Annotated in this window: 19 protein-coding genes; 10 read left to right on the forward strand and 9 right to left on the reverse strand. The window is 72.1% G+C overall.

Annotated features, from left to right (window positions below):
• The first annotated feature begins 28 nt into the window (after positions 1-28).
• Genes AC07DC_RS10440 through AC07DC_RS10450 form a run of 3 tightly spaced genes read left to right on the forward strand, consistent with a single transcriptional unit; the run spans position 29 to position 2,982 of the window.
• Positions 29-964 (forward strand): alpha/beta fold hydrolase, encoded by a 936-nt coding sequence (locus AC07DC_RS10440; RefSeq protein ID WP_478913754.1) that lies wholly within the window; start codon positions 29-31, stop codon positions 962-964.
• Positions 961-1,836, forward strand: a complete 876-nt coding sequence (locus AC07DC_RS10445; protein ID WP_478913756.1) for a metal-dependent hydrolase — start codon at positions 961-963, stop codon at positions 1,834-1,836. The genes AC07DC_RS10440 and AC07DC_RS10445 overlap by 4 nt, the downstream gene beginning before the upstream one ends.
• Before the next feature lie 27 nt (positions 1,837-1,863).
• The gene (locus AC07DC_RS10450) at positions 1,864-2,982 is read left to right on the forward strand and encodes a PDR/VanB family oxidoreductase (RefSeq protein ID WP_478913758.1); all 1,119 of its coding nucleotides are present in this window, start codon (positions 1,864-1,866) and stop codon (positions 2,980-2,982) included.
• 89 nt (positions 2,983-3,071) lie between these two features.
• Here AC07DC_RS10450 and mreB read toward each other — a convergent pair whose 3' ends face one another.
• Complete coding sequence (mreB, locus tag AC07DC_RS10455; protein WP_478913760.1) at positions 3,072-4,100, reverse strand: rod shape-determining protein MreB; 1,029 nt, start codon at positions 4,098-4,100, stop codon at positions 3,072-3,074.
• Positions 4,097-4,579, reverse strand: a complete 483-nt coding sequence (locus tag AC07DC_RS10460; RefSeq protein WP_478913761.1) for a DUF7144 family membrane protein — start codon at positions 4,577-4,579, stop codon at positions 4,097-4,099. Before AC07DC_RS10460 ends, mreB begins: the two co-directional genes overlap by 4 nt.
• Before the next feature lie 237 nt (positions 4,580-4,816).
• Between AC07DC_RS10460 and AC07DC_RS10465 the strand changes: the two genes are divergently transcribed.
• Complete coding sequence (locus AC07DC_RS10465; protein ID WP_478913763.1) at positions 4,817-6,493, forward strand: SpoIIE family protein phosphatase; 1,677 nt, start codon at positions 4,817-4,819, stop codon at positions 6,491-6,493.
• A 12-nt stretch (positions 6,494-6,505) separates the two neighbouring features.
• On the opposite strand, the gene AC07DC_RS10470 is transcribed toward AC07DC_RS10465, so the two are convergent.
• Positions 6,506-7,810, reverse strand: a complete 1,305-nt coding sequence (locus AC07DC_RS10470; RefSeq protein ID WP_478913765.1) for a M23 family metallopeptidase — start codon at positions 7,808-7,810, stop codon at positions 6,506-6,508.
• A 218-nt stretch (positions 7,811-8,028) separates the two neighbouring features.
• Positions 8,029-8,244 (reverse strand): dodecin, encoded by a 216-nt coding sequence (locus tag AC07DC_RS10475; protein WP_478913766.1) that lies wholly within the window; start codon positions 8,242-8,244, stop codon positions 8,029-8,031.
• A gap of 220 nt (positions 8,245-8,464) precedes the next feature.
• Between AC07DC_RS10475 and AC07DC_RS10480 the strand changes: the two genes are divergently transcribed.
• Both AC07DC_RS10480 and AC07DC_RS10485 read left to right on the forward strand, forming a co-directional pair.
• The gene (locus AC07DC_RS10480; RefSeq protein ID WP_478913768.1) at positions 8,465-9,541 is read left to right on the forward strand and encodes a PP2C family protein-serine/threonine phosphatase; all 1,077 of its coding nucleotides are present in this window, start codon (positions 8,465-8,467) and stop codon (positions 9,539-9,541) included.
• 257 nt (positions 9,542-9,798) lie between these two features.
• On the forward strand, positions 9,799-11,082 hold the full coding sequence (locus AC07DC_RS10485; RefSeq protein ID WP_478914106.1) for a sensor histidine kinase: 1,284 nt from the start codon (positions 9,799-9,801) through the stop codon (positions 11,080-11,082).
• A 22-nt stretch (positions 11,083-11,104) separates the two neighbouring features.
• Here AC07DC_RS10485 and gad read toward each other — a convergent pair whose 3' ends face one another.
• Together gad and leuE are read right to left on the reverse strand one after the other, a co-directional pair.
• Positions 11,105-12,511 (reverse strand): glutamate decarboxylase, encoded by a 1,407-nt coding sequence (gene gad, locus AC07DC_RS10490; protein ID WP_478913770.1) that lies wholly within the window; start codon positions 12,509-12,511, stop codon positions 11,105-11,107.
• A gap of 79 nt (positions 12,512-12,590) precedes the next feature.
• Positions 12,591-13,253: a leucine efflux protein LeuE gene (leuE, locus tag AC07DC_RS10495; protein ID WP_478913772.1), complete on the reverse strand. Its 663-nt coding sequence runs from the start codon at positions 13,251-13,253 to the stop codon at positions 12,591-12,593.
• A 108-nt stretch (positions 13,254-13,361) separates the two neighbouring features.
• On the opposite strand from leuE, the gene AC07DC_RS10500 reads away from it, so the two are divergent.
• A complete protein-coding gene (locus AC07DC_RS10500) occupies positions 13,362-14,120 on the forward strand; it encodes a MerR family transcriptional regulator (protein ID WP_478913774.1) in 759 nt (252 codons plus the stop codon).
• Positions 14,121-14,161: 41 nt separating this feature from the next.
• Here the strand turns inward: AC07DC_RS10500 and AC07DC_RS10505 are convergent, their stop codons facing one another.
• Positions 14,162-14,527, reverse strand: coding sequence for a YbjQ family protein (locus AC07DC_RS10505; RefSeq protein ID WP_478913776.1), 366 nt, complete (start codon positions 14,525-14,527; stop codon positions 14,162-14,164).
• Positions 14,528-14,568: 41 nt separating this feature from the next.
• On the reverse strand, positions 14,569-15,927 hold the full coding sequence (locus tag AC07DC_RS10510; RefSeq protein ID WP_478913777.1) for an ABC transporter ATP-binding protein: 1,359 nt from the start codon (positions 15,925-15,927) through the stop codon (positions 14,569-14,571).
• Between the two features lie 232 nt (positions 15,928-16,159).
• On the opposite strand from AC07DC_RS10510, the gene AC07DC_RS10515 reads away from it, so the two are divergent.
• Positions 16,160-16,864 carry a DedA family protein gene (locus AC07DC_RS10515; protein ID WP_478913778.1) on the forward strand — a complete coding sequence of 235 codons (705 nt, stop codon included), beginning with the start codon at positions 16,160-16,162 and terminating at the stop codon, positions 16,862-16,864.
• Positions 16,865-17,031: 167 nt separating this feature from the next.
• Positions 17,032-18,645, forward strand: a complete 1,614-nt coding sequence (locus tag AC07DC_RS10520; RefSeq protein WP_478914108.1) for a threonine/serine exporter family protein — start codon at positions 17,032-17,034, stop codon at positions 18,643-18,645.
• A gap of 67 nt (positions 18,646-18,712) precedes the next feature.
• On the opposite strand, the gene AC07DC_RS10525 is transcribed toward AC07DC_RS10520, so the two are convergent.
• Entirely contained in the window at positions 18,713-19,216 is a 504-nt protein-coding gene (locus AC07DC_RS10525; protein WP_138355876.1) for an inorganic diphosphatase, read from the reverse strand.
• Between the two features lie 87 nt (positions 19,217-19,303).
• Between AC07DC_RS10525 and dacB the strand changes: the two genes are divergently transcribed.
• A complete protein-coding gene (gene dacB / locus AC07DC_RS10530; RefSeq protein ID WP_478913780.1) occupies positions 19,304-20,710 on the forward strand; it encodes a D-alanyl-D-alanine carboxypeptidase/D-alanyl-D-alanine endopeptidase in 1,407 nt (468 codons plus the stop codon).
• Positions 20,711-20,719 lie beyond the last annotated feature (9 nt).

The following is a 20,719-nucleotide window of genomic DNA, read 5'->3' on the forward strand; positions in this document are numbered from 1 at the left end:
GCGTCAACAAGCTGCCATCGTGACCGCCATGTCGCAGCGATGGGTCACGGCCTCGGACGGCGTCCGGCTGGCCGTATACGAACACGGTGAGCCGACCGCCCCGACGGTCGTGTGCGTGCACGGCTTCCCCGACGACCACGGCGTCTGGGACGGCGTGGTGCGGCACCTCGCGGACCGCTTCCACGTCGTCACCTACGACGTGCGCGGCTCCGGCGCCTCCGGCGTACCGCGCCGGAACCAGGACTACCGGCTCCCGCAACTCGCCGCCGACCTCACCGCCGTCGCCGACGCGGTCAGCCCGGACGCGCCCGTGCACGTACTGGCGCACGACTGGGGCTCCGTGCAGAGCTGGCACACGGTGACGGTGCCGGCGACCGCCCACCGCTTCGCGTCGCTGACCTCGATCTCCGGCCCGGACCTGGACCACACCGGCCGCTGGTTCCGGGCGCAGCTGCGCCCCAGCCCGCGCAAGCTGTGGCACTTCATCCGGCAGTCGCTCGCCTCCGGGTACGTGGGCTTCTTCCACCTGCCCGGCATCGCGGAACTCGCCTGCCGCGCCGGGCTGCTCGACGCGGTGACGAAGGCCGCCCAGCGGCTGGAGACCGGCGAACCGCCCGCCGGCTACGGCCCCGGGTCGGCCGCCCGCAACCGCGCGGGACTCAAGCTCTACCGGGCCAACGTGCTGCCGCGCACGCTGCGGCCCGGGATCCGCCGTGCCGCGCTGCCCGCGCAGGTGCTCGCGCCCCGGCGGGACATGTTCGTCCTCGTGCCGTGGCAGACCGAGATCACCGGCTGGGCGCCGGACGCCGAGATCCACATCGTGGACGGCGGGCACTGGCTGCCCGCGTTCCGCCCCGCACTGGTCGCGGAGTTCACGGCGCGACTCATCGACCGGACGCAGGGCGCGACGCAGGTCGGGACGACGCCCGGGCGGACCGCAGCACGGAAGGCAGGGCAGGCATGACCACGACCGAACCGGACAACCTGGTTCTCACCCCCCGCGACGTCCAGTGGGACTGGACGGGCCTGCCGATGCACTACATCGACGGCGACCCCTTCACCACGCACTTCGCGAACGTGCTGAACATCCTGCTGCCCGAGGGCGAGGACTGGTTCATCACCGTCTTCCAACAGGCCGTCCCGATGATCAAGGACGACCGGCTGCGCGAGGACGTCATCGGCTTCATCGGCCAGGAGGCGACGCACTCCGCCTCGCACCAGACCGTCCTCACGCACTTCACGAAGGTCGGCTTCGACACCTCGCCCTACACCGATCAACTGCGCTGGTTCTTCAGCAAGATGCTCGGCGACCGGGAACTGACCGGCAAGAAGGCGCAGGGCTGGATCATCGACCGCATCGCGATCATCGCGGCGATCGAGCACGTCACCGCGTACCTCGGTGACTGGATCCTCAACGCCGACGCGATCGACCGCACCGAGCACAACCCCGAGATCCTCGACCTGTACCGCTGGCACGGCGCGGAGGAGGTCGAGCACCGCGCGGTCGCCTACGACCTGTTCACGCACCTCGACGGCCGCTACCGCAACCGGGTCCGCGCCCATGTCGTCGCCTTCCCCGTCCTCGTCTACTGGTGGGTCCGGGGCCTGCGCCATCTGATGGCCGCCGACCCCGAGCGCATCCCGGGCCGCGACAAGCCGCGCTTCCGCGACTGGTTCCGGGCCGCGCGCAAGGGCGTGCTGCCGAGCCCGATGAGCCTGGTGCGGCTGTACTTCGGCTATCTGCGGCCCGGCTACCACCCCTCGCACTACGGCTCGACGACCCAGGCCGTCGCCTATCTCGCCGCCTCGCCCGCCGCGCGTGCCGCCCACCGCTGACCTGTTCCACTCGTCGAAGGACCGAACGTGAGCACCGAGACCGAGACCGAGTACGACCTGCGGACGCCGCCACCGCGCAGCGCCACCGACCCGCGCCCGGACCCGATCCTCGCTTTGCTGGCGCGCGTCACGCCCTTCCTGCTGTGGCAGAGCGCCCGCCGCAAGCGCCGCGAGCCGCGCCCGGTCGACCGCTCGCTGCGGCTCGTCGTCACCGAGGTGCGGCCCGAGGCCGAGGACGTCGTCAGCCTGCGGTTCGCGGCGGCGGACGGCGGCGCGCTGCCGGGCTGGCACCCGGGCTCGCATCTGGACGTGGACCTGCCGTCGGGGCGCCGCCGCCAGTACTCGCTCTGCGGGGACCCCACCGACCGGACCACGTACCGGATCGCCGTCCGGCGCATCGCCGACGGGGAGGGCGGCTCCCGCGAGATCCACGAGACGCTGGCACCCGGCACGGAACTGCGCGCCCACGGCCCGCGCAACGCCTTCGCCTACGCACCGGGCGGCGCCTGCCTGTTCATCGCGGGCGGCATCGGCATCACCCCGATCCTGCCCATGGTCCGCGCCGCCGCCGCGGCGGGCGCCGACTGGCGGCTCGTCTACACCGGCCGCAGCCGCGCGACGCTTCCGTTCCTCGACGAGATCGACGAGATCGACGAGATCGACGAGATCGACGGTGGCTCCGGCCGGGTCACCGTCCGCACCGACGACACGGACGGCATCCCCACGCCCGAGCAGCTGCTGGCCGGAGCGGGCCCCGACACCGCCGTCTACTTCTGCGGGCCGCCGCCCCTCATCACGGCCGTGCGCGACGCGTTCCCCGCGACCGGCGCCCGCGGACTCCACTTCGAGCGCTTCGCGGCGGCCCCGGTCGTCGACGGCACCCCCTTCGAGCTCCAACTCGGCCCGGACGGCCCGGTCCTCCCGGTCCCCGCCGACCGCTCCGCCCTCTCCGTCCTCACCGAACAGCGCCCCGAAACCGGCTACTCCTGCCGCCAGGGCTTCTGCGGCACCTGCCGCCTCCCGGTCCTGTCGGGCGAGGTGGCGCACGCAGGCAGCCCGACAGCCCGCCGCGCGGACACGAACATGCTGGTCTGCGTCTCCAGGGCGGCGACTTCCGGCGGACGGATCACGCTCGACGTTCAGTGACCGTGGCTGTGACTGTGGCCGCGACCGTGGCTGCAGGCGTCGGCCGAGCTGGACGTTCCAGCCCGGCCGACGCCCGGTCGCAGACGGCGCTACGCGCTCAGCGGCGCCAATGCCATCGGGCGGACGCGGCCCTCGATCATGGCGCCGAGGCCCTGGACCGCGCAGACGTCCGGGCGTTCGGCGATGGTGACCGGGACGCCCGTGGCGTTGCGGAGCATGGCGTCGAGGCCCGGCATCAGCGCGCTGCCGCCGGCGAGCATGATGCCGCGGTCGGCGAGGTCGGCGACCAGGTCGGGAGGGCAGCGGCGCAGGACGATGCCGATGGCGTCGACGACCGCGGTCAGCGGGGTGCGCATCGCGTGCCGGACGCCGTCGGTCTCGACGAGGACGGTGCGGGCGAGGCCGCTGACGACGTCGCGGCCGTAGACCTCGGTGCTGTCGAGGGTCGGGCCGACGGTGCTGAGCACGTGGTGCAGCGGGCGCACGGACTGGCTGGGGAGCATCAACTCGTGCTGGCTGCGCAGGTGCTGCACGACCGCACGGTCGATGGCGTCGCCGCCCACCGGCACCGTCTCCGCCGCGACGATCGAGCCGAGCGACAGCACCGCGATCTGCGTGGTGCCGGCCCCGCACACCACGATCATGGTGGCCTCGGGGTGCTCGACGGGCATCCCGCAGCCGACCGCCGCGGAGATCAGCGTGTCGACGAGTTCGACCTTGCGGGCGCCGAGCCCGAAGAGCGTCTCGGTCGCCGCGCGCTGCGCGAGCGGGTCGCTGCCGTGCGGCATGCAGACGGCGCCGCGCACCATCGGCGCGCGGCGCCAGGACTTGCGCAGCTTGTCGCCGAGCAGGTGCCGCAGCATCCGCTGGGCCATGGCGATGTCGACGATGGTGCCGTTCGAGACCGGTCGCACCACGCGGATGTGCTCCGGGGTGCGCCCGGCCATCTGCTCGGCGCGGGCACCGACCGCGATCAGCGCGCCGGTCCTGATGTCGACGGCGACCACGCTGGGTTCGTCGACGACCAGACCGGCGTTCCTGAGGTAGACGCGGGTCCTGGCGGCCCCGATGTCGAAGGCGACCGAGCAGCGGCGCAGTTGGTCGAGGGTCGGGTTCACAGCAGGGCCTCCGCGTCGGCCGTAGGGCGGTAGGTGGCGAGGGCCCAGATGACGAAGACATCGATCGCGATGATCGTGATCGCCCAGATGGGCTGGTACGGCATGAACATGAAGTTCGCGAAGATGTTCAGCGCGGCCAGGGCGATACCGGCGGCCCGCCCCCAGGCGGAGCCGTTGAGCACGCCGTAGCCGACGACGACCGCGATGGCGCCGAGGATGAGGTGGATCCAGCCCCAGGAGGTCAGATTGAACCGGAAGGCGTAGGCCGGGGTGGTGACGAACACGTTGTCCTTGGCGATGGCGACGATGCCCTGCAGGATCGCCAGCACGCCGGAGACCATGAGCATGATGGCGGCGAAGACGGTGCCACCGGCGGCCAAGCTGTTGCCGGCCGTGGGATCCGGAGCGCGATCGCCGCCCCAGGAGCCCCCCTGCGGAGTGGGTGGCGGATCGGACGCGGTGGGTGGTTCCTGGCTCACAACGGTCTCCCGAGATCGCGACGACGAGCGCGACGGGAGCGTTTTGCCTGATTCTCCCGCCTTAAAGACAAAAGGATCAGCTGCCCGGATCGGTCCCGCCACCGGAGATGGGCCGTCCGGGGGGTGAGGCCCCGGCCGGACCGCCAACGGATGCGGATCGCGGCCGGGCGGCCCACGATGGAAGGTGGCTGGGCGGTCCCGCCTGCGGTGACGGACTGACGGCGAGGGAGGCAGCGCGTGCACCCTGACGCCGACGCGGACTCGAACGTCATCCTGCGCGGAATCCTGGAGGGCACCTCGGCCGGCGTCGGCATACTCGACCCCGGTCTGCGCTACGTCTACGTCAATCCGGCACTGGCCCGGATCAACGGCGTGCTCGCCGAGGCGCACCTCGGCCGGACCATCGCCGAGGTGCTGCCCGGCATCGACGGCCGCGAGGACGTGCTGCGCGCCGTACTCGCCGACGGGCTGTCGCGCGAGGTGACGTCCAGCGGCCACACCCAGGCGCCGTCCGGCCTGGAGCGGCGGTACTGGCACGGCGCGTACCACCGGCTGGAGGCGGAGGGCGCGGTGATCGGGATCGTCGGGATCGTGCTGGAAGTGACCGCCTCACGGCAGCAGCAGCGGGATCTGGAGCAGGCCAGGGAACGGCTCGCCCTGCTGGACGCCGCGGCGACCCGGATCGGCACGACGCTCGAGATGGACGCCACCTGCGGGGAGCTGGCCGACTTCCTGGTGCCGCTGCTCGCCGATGTCGCCAGCGTCGAGGTCCTGCCGGTGACGCAGGGGGAGGGCGGCGGCCGCCCGGCGCGCGGGGCGCTGCGGCTGCGCAGGACCGCGCTGTCGTCCGTGCCGAGGCTGCGCGAGCGCGTGCAGGTGTTCGGCGTGGCCGGGGAGTACGTGGACTACCAGATGGGGTCCGCCATTCCGCGCTGCCTGGAGACCGGCAAGCCGCTGATGCAGAACCTGCTGTCCGACGAGGAACTGGTCCGGGCGGCTCCCAACGTAGAGCGCGTCGCCGCGTACCGGGCGGCGGGCATCCACTCGGCGCTCGTCGTGCCGCTCTCCGCGCGCGGCCACCCGATCGGCACTGTGACCCTGGTGCGGGCCGGGGAGTCCCCGGGCTTCACCGCCGAGGACGTCGTCGTCGCCCAGGACCTGGCCGGCCGCGCGGCCATCAGCCTCGACAACGCCCGCCGCTTCACCCGGGAGCACGACATCGCGCTCGGTCTGCAGTCCGCCCTGCTGGCGGAGCCCAGCAGTCCGCACCCGAACATCGAGGTGGCATCGCGCTACCTGCCTGCCGGCAGCAGTGCGCTGGTCGGCGGCGACTGGTTCGACGCGGTCCAGCTGCCGGGCGGCAGAACGCTGCTGGCGATGGGCGACGTCATGGGGCACGGCGTGGAGGCGGCCGTCGACATGAGCCACTACCGGGCGATGCTGCGGGTCGTCGCCGCGGACGACGAGCCGCCGCACCGCATCCTGGAGCGCCTCGACGCGCTGATCGCCGCGACCGAGGAGGGCCGGCCCGCGACCTGCATGCTCGTCCTGGTCGATCCGCCGGGCGGCGTCGCCTGGTACTCCAGCGCCGGACATCTGCCGCCCGCCGTCTTCGGCCCGGACGGCAGCGCCGGCCTGATCCGCGTCCCCACCGGGCCACCGCTGGGCACCGGGTTCGGCGGCTACCAGCTGGCCAGGGGGCGGTGCAGCCCCGGCTGGGTGCTGCTGCTCTACACCGACGGCCTCGTCGAGCGCCGGGGCGAGGACATCGACGAGTCCCTGGCCCGGCTCGCGGCGCTGCGGCTGACTCCGGAGGGCAGCCTGGAGGAACTTCTCGACCGGGTTTTGGACCGGCTCGTCGAGCAGGCCGTCGAGGACGATGTGGCGGTGCTGGTGGCCCGGGTGGTCACGTAGGCCGCGCAGCGGTCAGCGGGCGGGAGGCGGTCGCGTTCCCGCGGCGGCCGAAGGTGTTGGTCTTCCCGCGGCGGCGGAAGGCGTCGGTCTTCCCGCGGCGGCGGGAAGCGTCGGTGAGTGGGGGAGGACGGCCGTCGTCGGTGGGCCGGTGAGTGCGGGAGCCGTCGGCAGGAGAGTGGCGGCGGGAGCCGTCGGCGGGCCTGCCACCGGCTGGAGGCGGACGCCGTGCTCGCGCAGCCACGGCACGGGATCCACCCCCGACCCCAGCTCGGGCGTCACCCGCACCTCGAAGTGCAGATGCGGGCCGGTGGAGTTGCCGGTGCTGCCCGACAGCGCGATCTGCCGGCCCGTCAGGACCCGCTGGCCGACGGTGACCTGCATCAGCGACAGATGCGCGTACTGCGTGAAGTACCCGTTGCCGTGCCGCACGACGATCTGGTTGCCGAACCCGTCGCCGCACGTCGTCTGCACGACCGTTCCGGCGCCGACCGCGCGCACCGGCGTGCCCTCCGGCACGGCGAAGTCCTGGCCGGTGTGGCGGTTCGCCCAGTGGTCGCCGGGCGCGTCGAAGCCCGCGGACAGGGTGTAGCGGTCCACGGGCGCGATCCACGGGGTGCGCACCCTGATGGCGGTGCCGGGGGCCGGCATCTCCTCGGGGATGGCGTGCGCGCACTCCTGCGGGGAGGCCAACCGGGCGGATCTGGCAGCCTCCAGCCGCCGCAGCAGGTCGCGGGCGCGCCCCAGCTTGGTCGTGATCTCCTTCTGGAGCCCCGCGGCGCGCGAGGTCTGTTCGTCCAGCGTCCCGAGCGCCCGGTCGGCCGCCGTCCGGTCCCGTTGCAGCTCCGCGGTGGTCGTCGCGACGGTGCTGAGCAGTCCCGTCACCGCCTCGTCGCTCTTGCGGAGCCGGCCCATCTGGTCGAGCAGGTCCTCGGGCGACGCGGAGAGCATCAGTGCGGCGGCTGCCGGCAGCCCTCCCGAGCGGTACTGCAGTCGGGCCAGCAGACCGATGCTCTCGTGCAGCCCGTCCATCTTCCGCTGACCGAGCGTCACCGACCGCCGCAGCCGTACGGCCGTGGCGCGCTGCCGGTCCGCGGCCCGCCGGGTGCGGTCGTAGGCGGTGGTGGCGTCGGCGGCCTGCCGGTACATGGTGTCCACCTCGGCGGAGACGTCACCGAGCCGGTCGTCGGCGCGCGCCGACTGCCGGCCACCCGACACCGGCAGAACCGGCAGTACCGGCAGGGCCGTCAGCAGTCCGGCGCAGAGCAGGACGGCGAGCGACGTGACGGCCGACCCGCGGACGGAGGCGGTTTCTGGCATCGGAGGATCATCGCGTCACCCCCGCCGTCCGGGCCCGCGGGACACGCCGCGGGCCGCTTTCTCTCCGCCGTTCGGCCGGTACCGGGAAGGCGCGTGATCGAGGATGGTTACTTTCCGTGGTCAAGGCAGACAAACTGTTGTCTCCGTGACCGTCGCCGGATCCCGGGACGGTCTCCCGGTGGCGGTCACGGCCCTGTCGGCGTACCTGTTTCCGCGCGCTATTCGGCGTCCTCCAGCCGGAATCCGACCTTCAGCCCCACCTGGTAGTGCTCGATCTCGCCGTCCACGATGTGGCCGCGCACCTGGGTGATCTCGAACCAGTCGAGACCGCGGAGAGTCTGCGACGCCCGCGTGATCCCGTTGCGGATCGCGGTGTCGATGCCTTCGTGTGAGGTGCCCACGATCTCGGTCACTCGGTACGTACGGTCGGTCATGACGGTCTCCCGGCGTAGTGAGGATCTGTGTACGGGTCGGTCTGTCGGTCGCTCTACGGATCGGTCTGCGAGTCGGTGTGCGGGTTCTTTCCTTCCGTCCACGGTGCCCGAAGGGCCGCCACTCCGCATTCCCGCAAAGCTGGACATAAGCTCATGTATCCAACCGTGTTCCGGTGGATGCGCGGAAGCCATGGCGTGCGAGCGATGACGGAGGAAGCGCGTGGACCGCCTTTCCGGCCGCTGGCCCGTCACCGTCCGCCTCATCCCGCCGGCCATCGTCCTGATCGGCGTCTGCTTCGATCTGCTCACCCCCGCCGACTACCACGGCGGCCCGCTGCTCGCCGTGGCCTGCGTGGCGGCCGGGGCGACGCTCTCGTTCCGGTCCACCCTGCTGCTCTCCGTCGTCGCCCTCGGGGCGATGGTCGGGCTGACCCTGTGGCACGGGTCGTTCGGCCATGTCCTGGGCGCCGCCGAGATCGGCAACGTGTTCCTCGCGGGCCTCATCGGCCTCGTCGTGAACCGGCTGATGGCCCGCTACGGCCGGAGCCTGGACACCGTGCGGACGGTGGCGGAGGCCGCCCAGCGTGCGATCCTGCCCACCCCGCCCGAGCGGATGGGCCCGCTGGACATCGCGGTCCGTTACCGCGCCGCGCAGAGCGAGGCGCGGATCGGCGGCGACGTCTACGCCGTCGAGGACAGCCCGTACGGCATCCGGCTGCTGATCGGTGACGTGCGCGGCAAGGGGCTGGGCGCGGTCGCCGCGGTGTCGGTGCTCCTCGGCGCCTTCAGGGAGGCCGCCGAGTGGGCGGCCGACCTGACGGACGTGGCCGGACGGCTGGAGCACGCGCTGATCCGCGAGGGGATCCGCCGGTCGGGTGAGGACCGGACGGAGGGCTTCACGACGGCGCTGATCGCCGAGTTCTCCGCGGACTGCCGCACGCTGCGGCTGCTGAACCGCGGCCACCCCGCCCCGTATCTGCTGGTCGGCGGCACGGTCCTGGCCCTGGAGGCCGCGGAGCCCGACCTGCCGCTCGGCATGGGCGGGCTCGGCGGCCGCCGCTCCGCGCCGGAGACCCACCCACTGCCCTCCGGCGGCACCCTGCTGCTGGTCACCGACGGGGTGACGGAGGCACGCGACAAGGGCGGGGTGTTCTACGACCCCGTCGTGGGACTGGCCGGCCGCGGGCCGTTCCAGGGGCCTCGGGAGGTGATCGACGCCCTGGTGTGCGATGTGGAGGAGTGGTCCGGCGGACGCGGTACGGACGACATGGCCGTACTCGCCGTCACCTACCACTGACCGGGACCGGATCGGGGTGGGCCGGCGGCCGGCTGGTCATGGGCCGGAGCCACCGGAGCCGACCGAGCCGACGGCGCCTGCGGCCACGGAGGAGTAGCGAAGAAGTGGGGCAGGAGTAGGGCTGGAGCAGGGCAGGAGTAGGGCTGGCACTACCGCGCCCGCTCCTCCGCAGCGCCTACGGTGGCCGGGTGCAGCCCCCGAACACCCTGAATCCGGTCCCGAACACACAGAGCCCCGTCCCGGACACCTGGCAGGCACTGGCCCGCCCCACCTTCGTCCTGTCCGGCCGTCCGTGGCGGTCCGCCGCCTATCTGCTCACCGGCGGGCTCGCCGGCGTGGTCGCGTGCGCCGTCCTGGTGCTGGGCACGGCCGTCGGCGGATCGCTCGCGCTCGTCCTCGTCGGGCTGCCGCTGCTGGCCGCGCTCGCCCTGGCGGGTCTGCCGTTCGGCGCGCTGGAACGCCGCAGGCTGCGCTGGATCGACCCGCGGCCCGCGCCCAGCCCGCACCGGGCCCCGGAGCGCACCGGCCTCACGGCCTGGGCGCGGCTGCGGTTCCGGGAGCGGGCCACCTGGTGGGAGTTGGGCTACACGGTGCTCACCGCGTTCGTCCTGTGCTGGTGCGACCTGCTGGTCCTCGGGTTCGCCTTCGTCGTGCCCGGCGCGCTGATGGCCACGCCCGCGCTGCTGGCCACCGAGGGCGAGGTGCACGTACTGAAGGCGCTGCACATCGACTCGTACGGCAACGCCTGGGCGCTCGCGCTCCTCGGGGCCCTCCTGCTGATCGCCTTCTGCTATCCGCTGACGGCGGTGGTCGCCGGGGTACGCGCCGAGCTCGCCCGCTTCCTGCTGGTGCCCGGCGACGACTCCCCGCAGCGGCGGATCACCGAGCTCACCGACTCCCGGGTCCGGCTCGTCCACGCCTTCGAGGCCGAACGCCGCCGCATCGAACGCGATCTGCACGACGGCGCGCAACAGCGTCTCGTGGCGCTGTCCATGACGCTCGGACTGGCTCGCCTCGACGCGCCGCCCGGCAGCAGGCTCGCCGAGCAACTGGCGGTCGCGCACCGGGAGGCCGGACAGGTCCTCACCGAGCTGCGCGAACTCATCAACGGCATCCATCCGCAGATCCTCACCGACCGCGGCCTGCCCGACGCCGTCGCCGATGCCGCCGACCGCTCACCGGTGCCCGTCGAGGTCTCCTTCGACCTGCCGGGCCGGCTGTCCGACGCGGTCGAGGCCGCCGCCTACTTCGCCGTCTGCGAGGCTCTGGCCAACATCGCCAAGCACAGCGGCGCCACCCGGGCCACCGTCACCGGCGGCCACGACGGCACTCATCTCGACGTACGGATCCACGACAACGGGCGTGGCGGGGCCGGGGCTTCGACGGCGACGCCGGAGGGGGCCGCGCAGCGGGTCGGCACGGGGCTCACCGGTCTCGCCGACCGCGTCTCCGTCGTGGACGGCACCCTCGACATCACCAGCCCACCGGGCGGCCCGACGGTGCTGCGCATCCGCATACCGGTCCCGCCCGCGACCCCCTGACCCGCCGGCGCAGGCAGCGCCGTCAGTGGTGGAAGGCTGTTGCCACCGCTGTCGGGCGGTCCAGCGGTTCCTGCTGGCGACGGAGTTCGGGCAGCAGCCGGGAGAGTTCCTCGATGAGCAGGTCCGCGAGGTCCTCGGAGAAGCCGTTGCGGCAGACCACCCGCAGGACGGCCAGGTCCTCGCGGTCCGCCGGATAGGTGTACGCGGGGACCAGCCAGCCGTGTTCGCGCAGCCGGCGCGACACGTCGAACACGTCGTAGTTCTTGATGTCGTCGGCGGTGGTGAAGGCGAAGACCGGCAGCTGGTCGCCCTCGGTGATCAGCCGGAAGTCGCCGAGGGCCTCGATCCGCGAGGCCAGCGACATCGCCACGTCCCGGCTGCTCTGCTGCACGGCGCGGTAGCCGTCGCGGCCCAGCCGCAGGAACGTGTAGTACTGCGCCACGACCTGCGCGCCCGGCCGGGAGAAGTTGAGCGCGAAGGTCGGCATGTCGCCGCCGAGGTAGTTGACGCGGAAGACCAGCTCGTCGGGGAGCGCGTCGCGGTCGCGCCACAGGGCCCAGCCGACGCCGGGGTAGACCAGACCGTACTTGTGGCCCGAGGTGTTGATCGAGGCGACGCGGGGGAGCCGGAAGTCCCAGACGAGGTCCTCGTCGAGGAAGGGGGCGACCATCGCGCCCGAGGCGCCGTCCACATGGACCGGTACGTCAAGACCGGTGCGTTCCTGGAGTGCGTCGAGCGCCGCGCAGATCTCCGCCACCGGTTCGTACGACCCGTCGAAGGTCGAGCCGAGCACGGCGACCACGCCGATGGTGTTCTCGTCGCAGAGCGCCACGGCGGACGCGGCGTCCAGGTGCAGCCGGTCGCCCTCCACGGGGACCAGCCGCGCCTCGACCTCCCAGAACGCGCAGAACTTCTCCCAGCACACCTGCACGTTGGCGCCCATGACGAGATTGGGCCTGGCCGTCGCCGGATAGCGGTCCGCGTTGCGCTTCGCCCAGCGCCGCTTGAGGGCCATTCCGGCGAGCATGCACGCCTCGGACGAACCGGTCGTCGAGCAGCCGATGACCTCCGCCGGGTCCGGCGCGTTCCACAGGTCGGCGAGGATCGCCACGCAGCGCCGCTCCAACTCGGCGGTGCGCGGATACTCGTCCTTGTCGATCATGTTCTTGTCGCGGCACTCGGCCATCAGCACATCGGCCTGCGGCTCCATCCACGTGGTGACGAACGTCGCCAGGTTGAGCCGTGAGTTGCCGTCGAGCATCAGCTCGTCATGGACCAGCTGGTACGCCGTGTGCGGCGTCATCGGCCCGTCCGGCATCCGGTGCTTGGGAGGTGCGGTCCGCATGCTGCCGATCGGGTCGGCGTCGCCGTAGAAGAACGGATTGACCGCGAGCGGACGGGCGTCCCCGGTCCCCTTGTGCAGCGACATGGCGGAGCCTCCTCAACGGGTTCCCATCGGGAACGGGTTCCCCATCGGGACGATACGGCGCTCCCGCCCGCCCCGCCCGTCAGACGGTGCTCGCCAGTGACAGTTTCGCGGCGAAGCCCAGGAAGAGCGCGCCCGCGCCCGCCGACAGCCCCGCCGTCAGCCGCCGGCGCCGCCGGAAGGCCGCCGCCAGATAGGTGCCGCTGAAGATGAGCACCGTCAGATAGGTAAAGCTGAACAGCTGGGCCCAGGCGCCGAGCGCGAGGAACGACAGCGCCGGGTGGGCGTACCCCGGATCGACGAACTGCACGAAGAACGCGACGAAGAACAGGATCGCCTTCGGGTTGAAGAGACTGACCACCAGCGCCCTGCGGAACGGCCGCTCCACCTTCTCCCGCGGTGCGCCGTCCCCGGCGTCGACCGCCGCCGCGCGTTCGGCCCGGCCCCGCCACAGCGCCACGGCGCCGCGCAGCATGCCCGCCGCGAGCCAGGTCAGATAGCCCGCGCCGGCGAACTTCACCACGGTGAACGCCACCGGGCTGGCCTGCAGCAGCGACGCCACCCCGCCCGCCGACAGCGTCATCAGCACGGTGTCGCCGCAGAGCACCCCGGCCGCCGCCCGGTAGCCGGTGCGCGGCCCGAGCCGGGCCGCCACCGACACCACGTACAGCGAGTTCGGCCCCGGCAGCAGGATGATCAGGGCGAGCCCCGCCAAGTACGTCGAAAGATCAGTTATCCCGAGCATGCGAACAAGTGTGCCACTTGCACCTCACGCGACGTGAGGCGTCACCGTGGACCCGGAAGCGGGTCGGAAGAGGTCTCCGGAAGCGGACAGGAAAGGAGCCGGGAAGCGATGGGCTACTCCGTGGGAGAGGTCGCGGGCTACGCCGGAATCACCGTGCGGACCCTGCACCACTACGACGAGATCGGGCTGCTCTCCCCGGGCGGCCGCAGCCACGCGGGCCACCGGCGGTACGACGACGCCGACCTCGACCGGCTGCAGCAGATCCTGTTCTACCGGGAGCTCGGCTTCCCGCTGGACGAGGTCGCCACCCTGCTGGACGACCCGGCCGCCGACCCCTCGGCGCACCTGCGCCGCCGGCACGAGCTGCTGACCACTCGGATCACCGAACTCCGGAAGATGGCGGCCGCCGTCGAACGAGCCATGGAGGCGAAGAAGATGGGCATCAACCTCACACCCGAGGAGAAGTTCGAGGTCTTCGGGGACCACGACCCCGAGCAGTACGAGGAGGAGGCCGGCCGCCGCTGGGGCGGCTCCGACGCGTACGCCGAGTCGCAGCGCCGCTCGGCCGGCTACACCAAGGACGACTGGCTGCGCTACAAGGAGGAGAGCGCGCGGTGGAACGCGCGGGTCGTCGCGCTCATGGCGGCCGGCGTCCCCGCGGAGAGCGAGGCGGCGATGGACCTCGCCGAGGAACACCGGCAGCAGATCGTCCGCTGGTTCTACGACTGCGGCTACGAGATCCACACCGGCCTGGCCGACCTCTACGTCACCGACGAACGGTTCACCCGGACCTACGAGCAGATCAGCCCGGGCATGGCCCGGTACCTGCACGACGCGATCCTCGCCAACGCGATCCGCAACGTCTGACATCCTCCGCCCGGCGTTCGCCCGCAACGACGCCAGGGCGGCTACACCCGGACCAGCACCACCGCGGTGCCGTACGCGCACACCTCCGTGCCCACGTCAGCGGCCTCCGTCACGTCGAAGCGCATCATGAGCACGCCGTTCGCCCCGCGGGCCTGGGCCTGCTCGACGAGCCGCTCCATCGCCTGGTTGCGGGTCTGCACCAGGGTCTTCGTCAGACCCTTCAGCTCGCCGCCGATCATCGACTTGAGCCCGGCGCCGATCTGGCTCCCGATGTGCCGGGAGCGCACGGTCAGTCCGAACACCTCGCCGATCACCTTCTCGACCCGGTAGCCGGGAGCTTCGTTCGTGGTCACCACCAGGACGTCGGACTGGTCTGACTGGCCGCCGCCGAAATCATCGATACCCATGAGGGAACGGTTACCCCTGCGGGCAGTCCCCGCACCTCGGACTACTCCAGTCGCGGCTGCTCCGCGGGCGCGGGGCAGATCCGGCGGCCGGTGTTGTCGAAGATGTAGAGGTGCGCCAGGTCCACCAGCAGCGGCACCCGGTCCCCGGGCCGGACCCGGATGTCGGGCCCGGTGCGGACCACCAGATCGCCGGTCGGCTGCTCCGCGCGGTCGGCCGGCGGCGGGTCCAGCACCTTCACCGCGCCGGGGCTCTCCGCTTCCTGCAGCAGTCCGGGGAACCGTCCGGCGGCCTTGCGCGCCAGCTTCCCCAGCCCACCGGGACCGGCGGCCGCCCGCCGCGCCGCCGAACGGGTGCGCTGCGCGGGCAGCCGGGGCGCCTCCAGCTCCGGCACGACCGCAGGCCTCGCGCCGGTGTTCAGATGCACCAGGCACTCGTGCCCCTGGTACTCCACATGCTCGACGATGCCGCTGAGCACCACCTCGCCCGCGTGCGCGCTGCTCGGCGCCGCGATCCGCACCGCCTCGGAGCGCAGCCCGACGATGATGTCCCGGCCCTGCTGGATGCGGAGCATCTGGTGGTCCAGGCTCAGCGGCTCCGGCAGTCCCAGGCGCTGCCGTCCGAAGTCGATCCACATTCCGCCGCCCAGCGGCGCCAGCACCGTGGCCTGCAGCAGGTTGATCCGCGGCGTCCCGATGAACGCGGCGACGAACACGTTCACCGGCAGGTGGTAGGTGTCGCGCGGCGTTCCGACCTGCTGCAGCACCCCACTGCGCATCACCGCGACCCGGTCGCCGAGCGACATGGCCTCCGCCTGATCGTGCGTCACATACACGGTGGTGACGCCCATTCCGCGGGTCAGCCGGGCGATCTCGGCGCGTAGATGCGAGCGCAGCTTGGCGTCCAGGTTCGACAGCGGCTCGTCCATCAGGAACACCGAGGGGTGCCGCGAGATGGCGCGGCCCATCGCGACCCGCTGCCGCTCGCCACCGGACAGCTGCCCGGGGTAGCGGTCCAGGATCTCCTCGATGCCCAGGATCCGCGCGGTCTCCTCGACCCGCGGGTTCTGGTCCTCTCCCGGCATCTCGAAGCGCAGCGGAAACCCGATGTTCTGCCGGCTGGTCATGCTCGGGTACAGCGCGAAGTTCTGGAACACCATCGCCATCCGGCGGTCGCCGGGTGCGAGGTCGTTCGCGTATTCGCCGTCCAGCAGCAGCTCCCCGGAGCTGATGTCCTCCAGCCCCGCGATCATGCGCAGCACGGTGGACTTGCCGCAGCCGGAGGGACCGAGCATCACCAGGAACTCGCCGGGGGCGATGTCCAGGGAGAACCGGTCGACCGCGGGAACGGCCTGCTTCGGATAGAACTTCGAAAGGTCGTGCAGGGAGATGGCGCGAGTCATAACAGGATCCGCCAGAAGGTTCAGATGCTGCGACGGGAGACTTGCCAGTGGTGCACGGGTGGCTTTGCGGAGAACGTAATGCACTGCCCCGGGGTTGGGGAACGTTTCGGCCAAGACGGTTGGCGCGATCTCTCCGTCGCCGATCTTTCACGGACCGGTCACCGACTCCTCACGGATCGGATCCGGCCGTCACGTACAGGGGACGCAACGAATCGGTTGGTACTTTTAAACGGTGACGAACCTCGCCCTGGGCCCCAGCTGGCTCGATCCCGACCACCTGATCAACTCGTTCGGCCTGTGGGGCGTGCTGTTGATCGTCTTCGCAGAGTCGGGCCTGCTGATCGGATTCTTCCTGCCCGGGGACTCGCTCCTCTTCACGACCGGACTCCTGGTCGCCGGCGGCACCCTCAAGACCCCGCTGTGGCTGGTGACGCTGCTCGTCGTCGTCGCCGCGATCGTCGGAGACCAGGTCGGCTTCCTCTTCGGCCGCAAGGTCGGGCCCTCGCTGTTCCGGCGGCCGGACTCGCGGCTCTTCAAGCAGGAGAACATCGAGAAGGCGCACGCCTTCTTCGAGAAGCACGGTCCCAAGTCGATCGTGCTGGCCCGCTTCGTGCCGATCGTCCGCACGTTCACGCCGATCATCGCCGGCGTCAGCCGCATGAACTACCGGACCTTCGTCACCTACAACATCATCGGCGGCACGCTCTGGGGGGCCGGGGTCACGCTCCTCGGCTACTGGCTCGGCCAGATCGAGTTCGTCCACAAGAACATCGAGCTGATCCTCGTCGCGATCGTGCTCGTCTCGGTCGTCCCGATCGCCATCGAGTTCCTCCGGGCCCGCGCGAAGTCGAAGAAGGAGGGCCCCCGGCCCCCCGCCGACCTGCTCCCGCCGCCCGTCGGCAGCGCCGGGCGGGGCGGCCGCCACCGGGCCAAGTAGCGGAGGGCCGACGTCCGCCGCCGGTGCGGTGAGGGGGGCGGGAATCGCGGTGGGTGCCGTGCGCCCTGCACACTGATCACCGGAGGTGATCGGTCAACGTGTCGGACGAAGAGAAGCCGGACTCCGACGAGTCGCGGTCGGAGTTCACGCCACCCGTCGGTGTACCGATGCCGCCTGCCCCGGAATCCGACAGTTCGACGACTTCGGAGTTCGCCGCGCCGACCGGGGTGGAGCTGCCGGCCGGCCCCGAGGCGGAGGGCTCCGCCTTCACCGCGCCCGCCTCCTCCGCCGCCTACGGGGCCGGTCCCGGCGGAGCCGGGAGCGCCGGAGCGGGGAACGCGTTCACGCCCCCCGACGGGATCCCCGTCATACGGCTCACCAAGGGCGTCGTCCCCTGGCAGGACCGCATGCGCGAGCTGGTCAGGATGCCCGTCACCGAGCGCCCGGTGCCCGAGCTGCCCGCGGACAAGCCGGAGGCCGGCCCGCCGGTGCCCCGTGTGCTCGACCTCACGCTGCGCATCGGCGAGCTGCTGCTCGCCGGCGGCGAGGGCGCCGAGGACGTCGAAGCGGCGATGTTCGGCGTCGCGCACGCCTACGGCCTGGCCCGCGTGGAACCCACCGTCACGTTCACGCTGCTGGGCATCTCGTACCAGCCGTCCCTCGTCGAGCCGCCGGTCAGTGCGAGCCGTACCGTGCGCCGCCGCGGCACCGACTACACCCGGCTGGCGGCCGTCTTCCAGCTCGTGGACGACATCACCGCGCACGAGGCGACGCTGGAGGACTCCTACGGCCGGCTCGCCGCCATCCGCCGCAACCGGCACCCGTACAGCGGCTGGGTGCTGACCGGCGCCGCCGGGCTGCTGGCCGGCTCGGCGAGCATCCTCGTCGGCGGTGGTCCGCTGATCTTCTTCGCGGCGGCGCTGGCCGCGATGCTCGGCGACCGGCTCGCCTGGCTGTGCGCCGGACGCGGGCTGCCGGAGTTCTACCAGTTCGCCGCCGCCGCGATGCCGGCCGCCGCGATGGGCATCGTCGTCAACCTCTACGCCGACCACCTGCCGGGCGCCACCGATCTCCAGGCGTCCGCGGTGATCACCGGTGGACTGTTCACGCTGCTGCCGGGGCGGGCCCTGGTCGCCGGCGTCCAGGACGGCCTGACCGGGTTCTACATCACCGCGTCCGCGCGCCTGCTGGAAGTCATGTACCTCGTCGTCGGCATCGTCTTCGGCGTGACGATCGTGCTCTACGTGGGGGTGCGGCTGGGCGCCGACCTCAACCCGGAACAGGCGCTGCGCGCCTACGACCACCCCTGGGTGCAGCTGCTGTCGGCGATGTCCCTCACCCTCGCCTTCGCGGTGCTGCTGCAGTGCGAGCGCGGAGTGCTGCTGCTCGCGATGCTCAACGGCGGCGTCGCCTGGACGGTCTACGGGGTGCTCCACCAGCAGCTCGGCGCCAACCCGGTCGTCGCCACCGCGGCCGCCGCCGGCCTGGTCGGCCTCTTCGGCCAGCTGATGGCCCGCTACCGGTACGCGTCGGTCCTGCCGTACGTCACGGCCGCGATCGGCCCGCTGCTGCCCGGTTCCGCGACGTACTTCGGCCTGCTCGCCTTCACCCAGAACCACCCGTCGGAGGGGTTCGCCTCGCTGACGAAGGCCGCGGCGCTCGCGCTGGCCGTCGCGATCGGGGTGAACCTCGGCGGGGAGATCGCCCGCATGGTCCTCAAGACCCCCGGCTCCGCCGACCCGGCCCGCCGCCGCGCGGCCAAGCGCACCCGCGGCTTCTGAGCGGTGGAACGCACGAACGCCGGGCCGGCCCGTGAAGGGCCCGCCCGGCGTCCGGTACTTCTGGGTGTCAGTGGCTGTGGAAGGTCTGACCCGAGTCCTTCAGGCGCTTGTACGACGCCTCGATCTCCGCCTCGGCCTCGATGCGGCCGACCCAGTTGGCGCCCTCGACGGACTTGCCGGGCTCCAGGTCCTTGTAGACCTCGAAGAAGTGCTGGATCTCCAGGCGGTCGAACTCCGACACGTGATGGATGTCACGCAGGTGCTCCACCCGCGGGTCCGACGCCGGCACGCACAGCAGCTTGTCGTCGCCGCCCGCCTCGTCGGTCATACGGAACATACCGACGGCGCGGCACTTGATGAGGCAGCCGGGGAACGTCGGCTCATCGAGGATGACCAGCGCGTCCAGCGGGTCGCCGTCCTCACCGAGGGTGTTCTCGACGAAGCCGTAGTCGGCCGGGTAACTGGTCGAGGTGAAGAGCCGGCGGTCCAAGCGGATACGACCGGTCTCGTGGTCCACCTCGTACTTGTTCCGGGAACCCTTCGGGATCTCGATCGTGACGTCGAACTCCAAGGCCCTACTCCTCCATGATCAGCACATACTTCTGGTGGTTAAGTGTCTCCCACGCAGGTGTGTGGTCGCGAAAGGGGCTGGTCGGGGGTGCCGGACGCCAGAACATGGCAGGTAGTGGCGGGGTCGGCCGCAGTCGGACTGACCGTTTCCTTCGCGGCGGTGGCCGTGGCCGGACCGTGGGAGTCGGGCCAGCGTACGGCGGAAAGGTCGGCGGCCGCCTCCCGGGGTCACCAACCGGACAGCGGGACCGTCCCCGCGTCCCACCGACCGCTGCCCACCGAGGCCGCGGCCCCGCCCGCCGCCAAGGTGCTCGCCGCGCCCGCCACGGACCCGGGGACGCTCCCCACCCAGCAGGCGCTCGCCGCCAGGCTCGCACCGCTGCTGCGCGACCCGGCCCTCGGCCCGCTGCGCACCGGGGCCGTCATCGACGCGGCCACCGGCAAGCTGCTGTACGGCTCCGGTGCGTCGACCCTGTCCGTGCCGGCCTCGACCATAAAGATCGCGACGGCCGCCGCCGCGCTCTCCGTACTCGGCCCGGACCACCGGATACCAACGACCGTGCTGGCCACGGGGGCGCACAGCACCGTGCTCGTGGGCGGCGGGGACCCCACCCTCACCACCGGCGCGCTGCGCACCCTGGCCGACGACACCGCCCGCGCGCTCAAGGCCCGCGGCACCACCGCCACCTCGCTCGGCTACGACACCTCGCTCTACTCCGGCCCCGTCCTGCATCCCATCGGCCGCCGCAACGAGAACATCGCGCCGGTCACGTCCCTGATGGTCGACGAGGGGCGCCTCGACAAGAGCGACCACGGCCCGGCCGACCGCTCCACGGACCCGGCGGGCGACGCCGCCGTCTCCTTCGCGAAGCTGCTCAAAGCCCGAGGCATCAAAGTGACGGGCACGCCCGCCGGGACGCCCGCCGCCGCGTCCGGCGCGAAGCTCGCCACGACCCAGTCCCTGCCGCTGTCCGCGCTCGTCGAACGGATGCTGACGAACAGCGACAACGACATCGCGGAGGCGCTCGCCCGGCAGACGGCGATCGCCGCGCACCTGCCCGCGAGTTTCGGCGGTGCCCAGCAGGCCGTCACCGAGGCCCTGGGGCGGCTCGGTCTGCCGCTCGCCGGGGCGAAGTTCACCGACGGCAGCGGCCTCGACCGCGCCGACGCGCTCTCCGCGGAGCAGCTCGCGCGGCTCCTCGCACTGGCCGCGGCGCCCGGCCGTCCCCAACTGCGGCCGATCCTCACCGGACTGCCCGTCGCGGGTTTCTCCGGCACCCTCTCCGACCGGTTCCGCGGCGGCCCCGCCTCCGGCGCCGGCCTGATCCGCGCCAAGACCGGCACCCTCACCGGCGTCCACGCCATCACCGGCACCGTCGTCGCCGACGGCCGGCTGCTCACCTTCGCCTTCCTCACCCAGGGCGCCACGTCCGCGACCGCCGCCCAATCCGCCCTCGACCGGCTGGCATCCGCCCTCGCCGCGTGCGGCTGCTGAGCGGCCCGG

This window comes from Streptomyces sp. NPDC045021 (genome assembly GCF_056432645.1).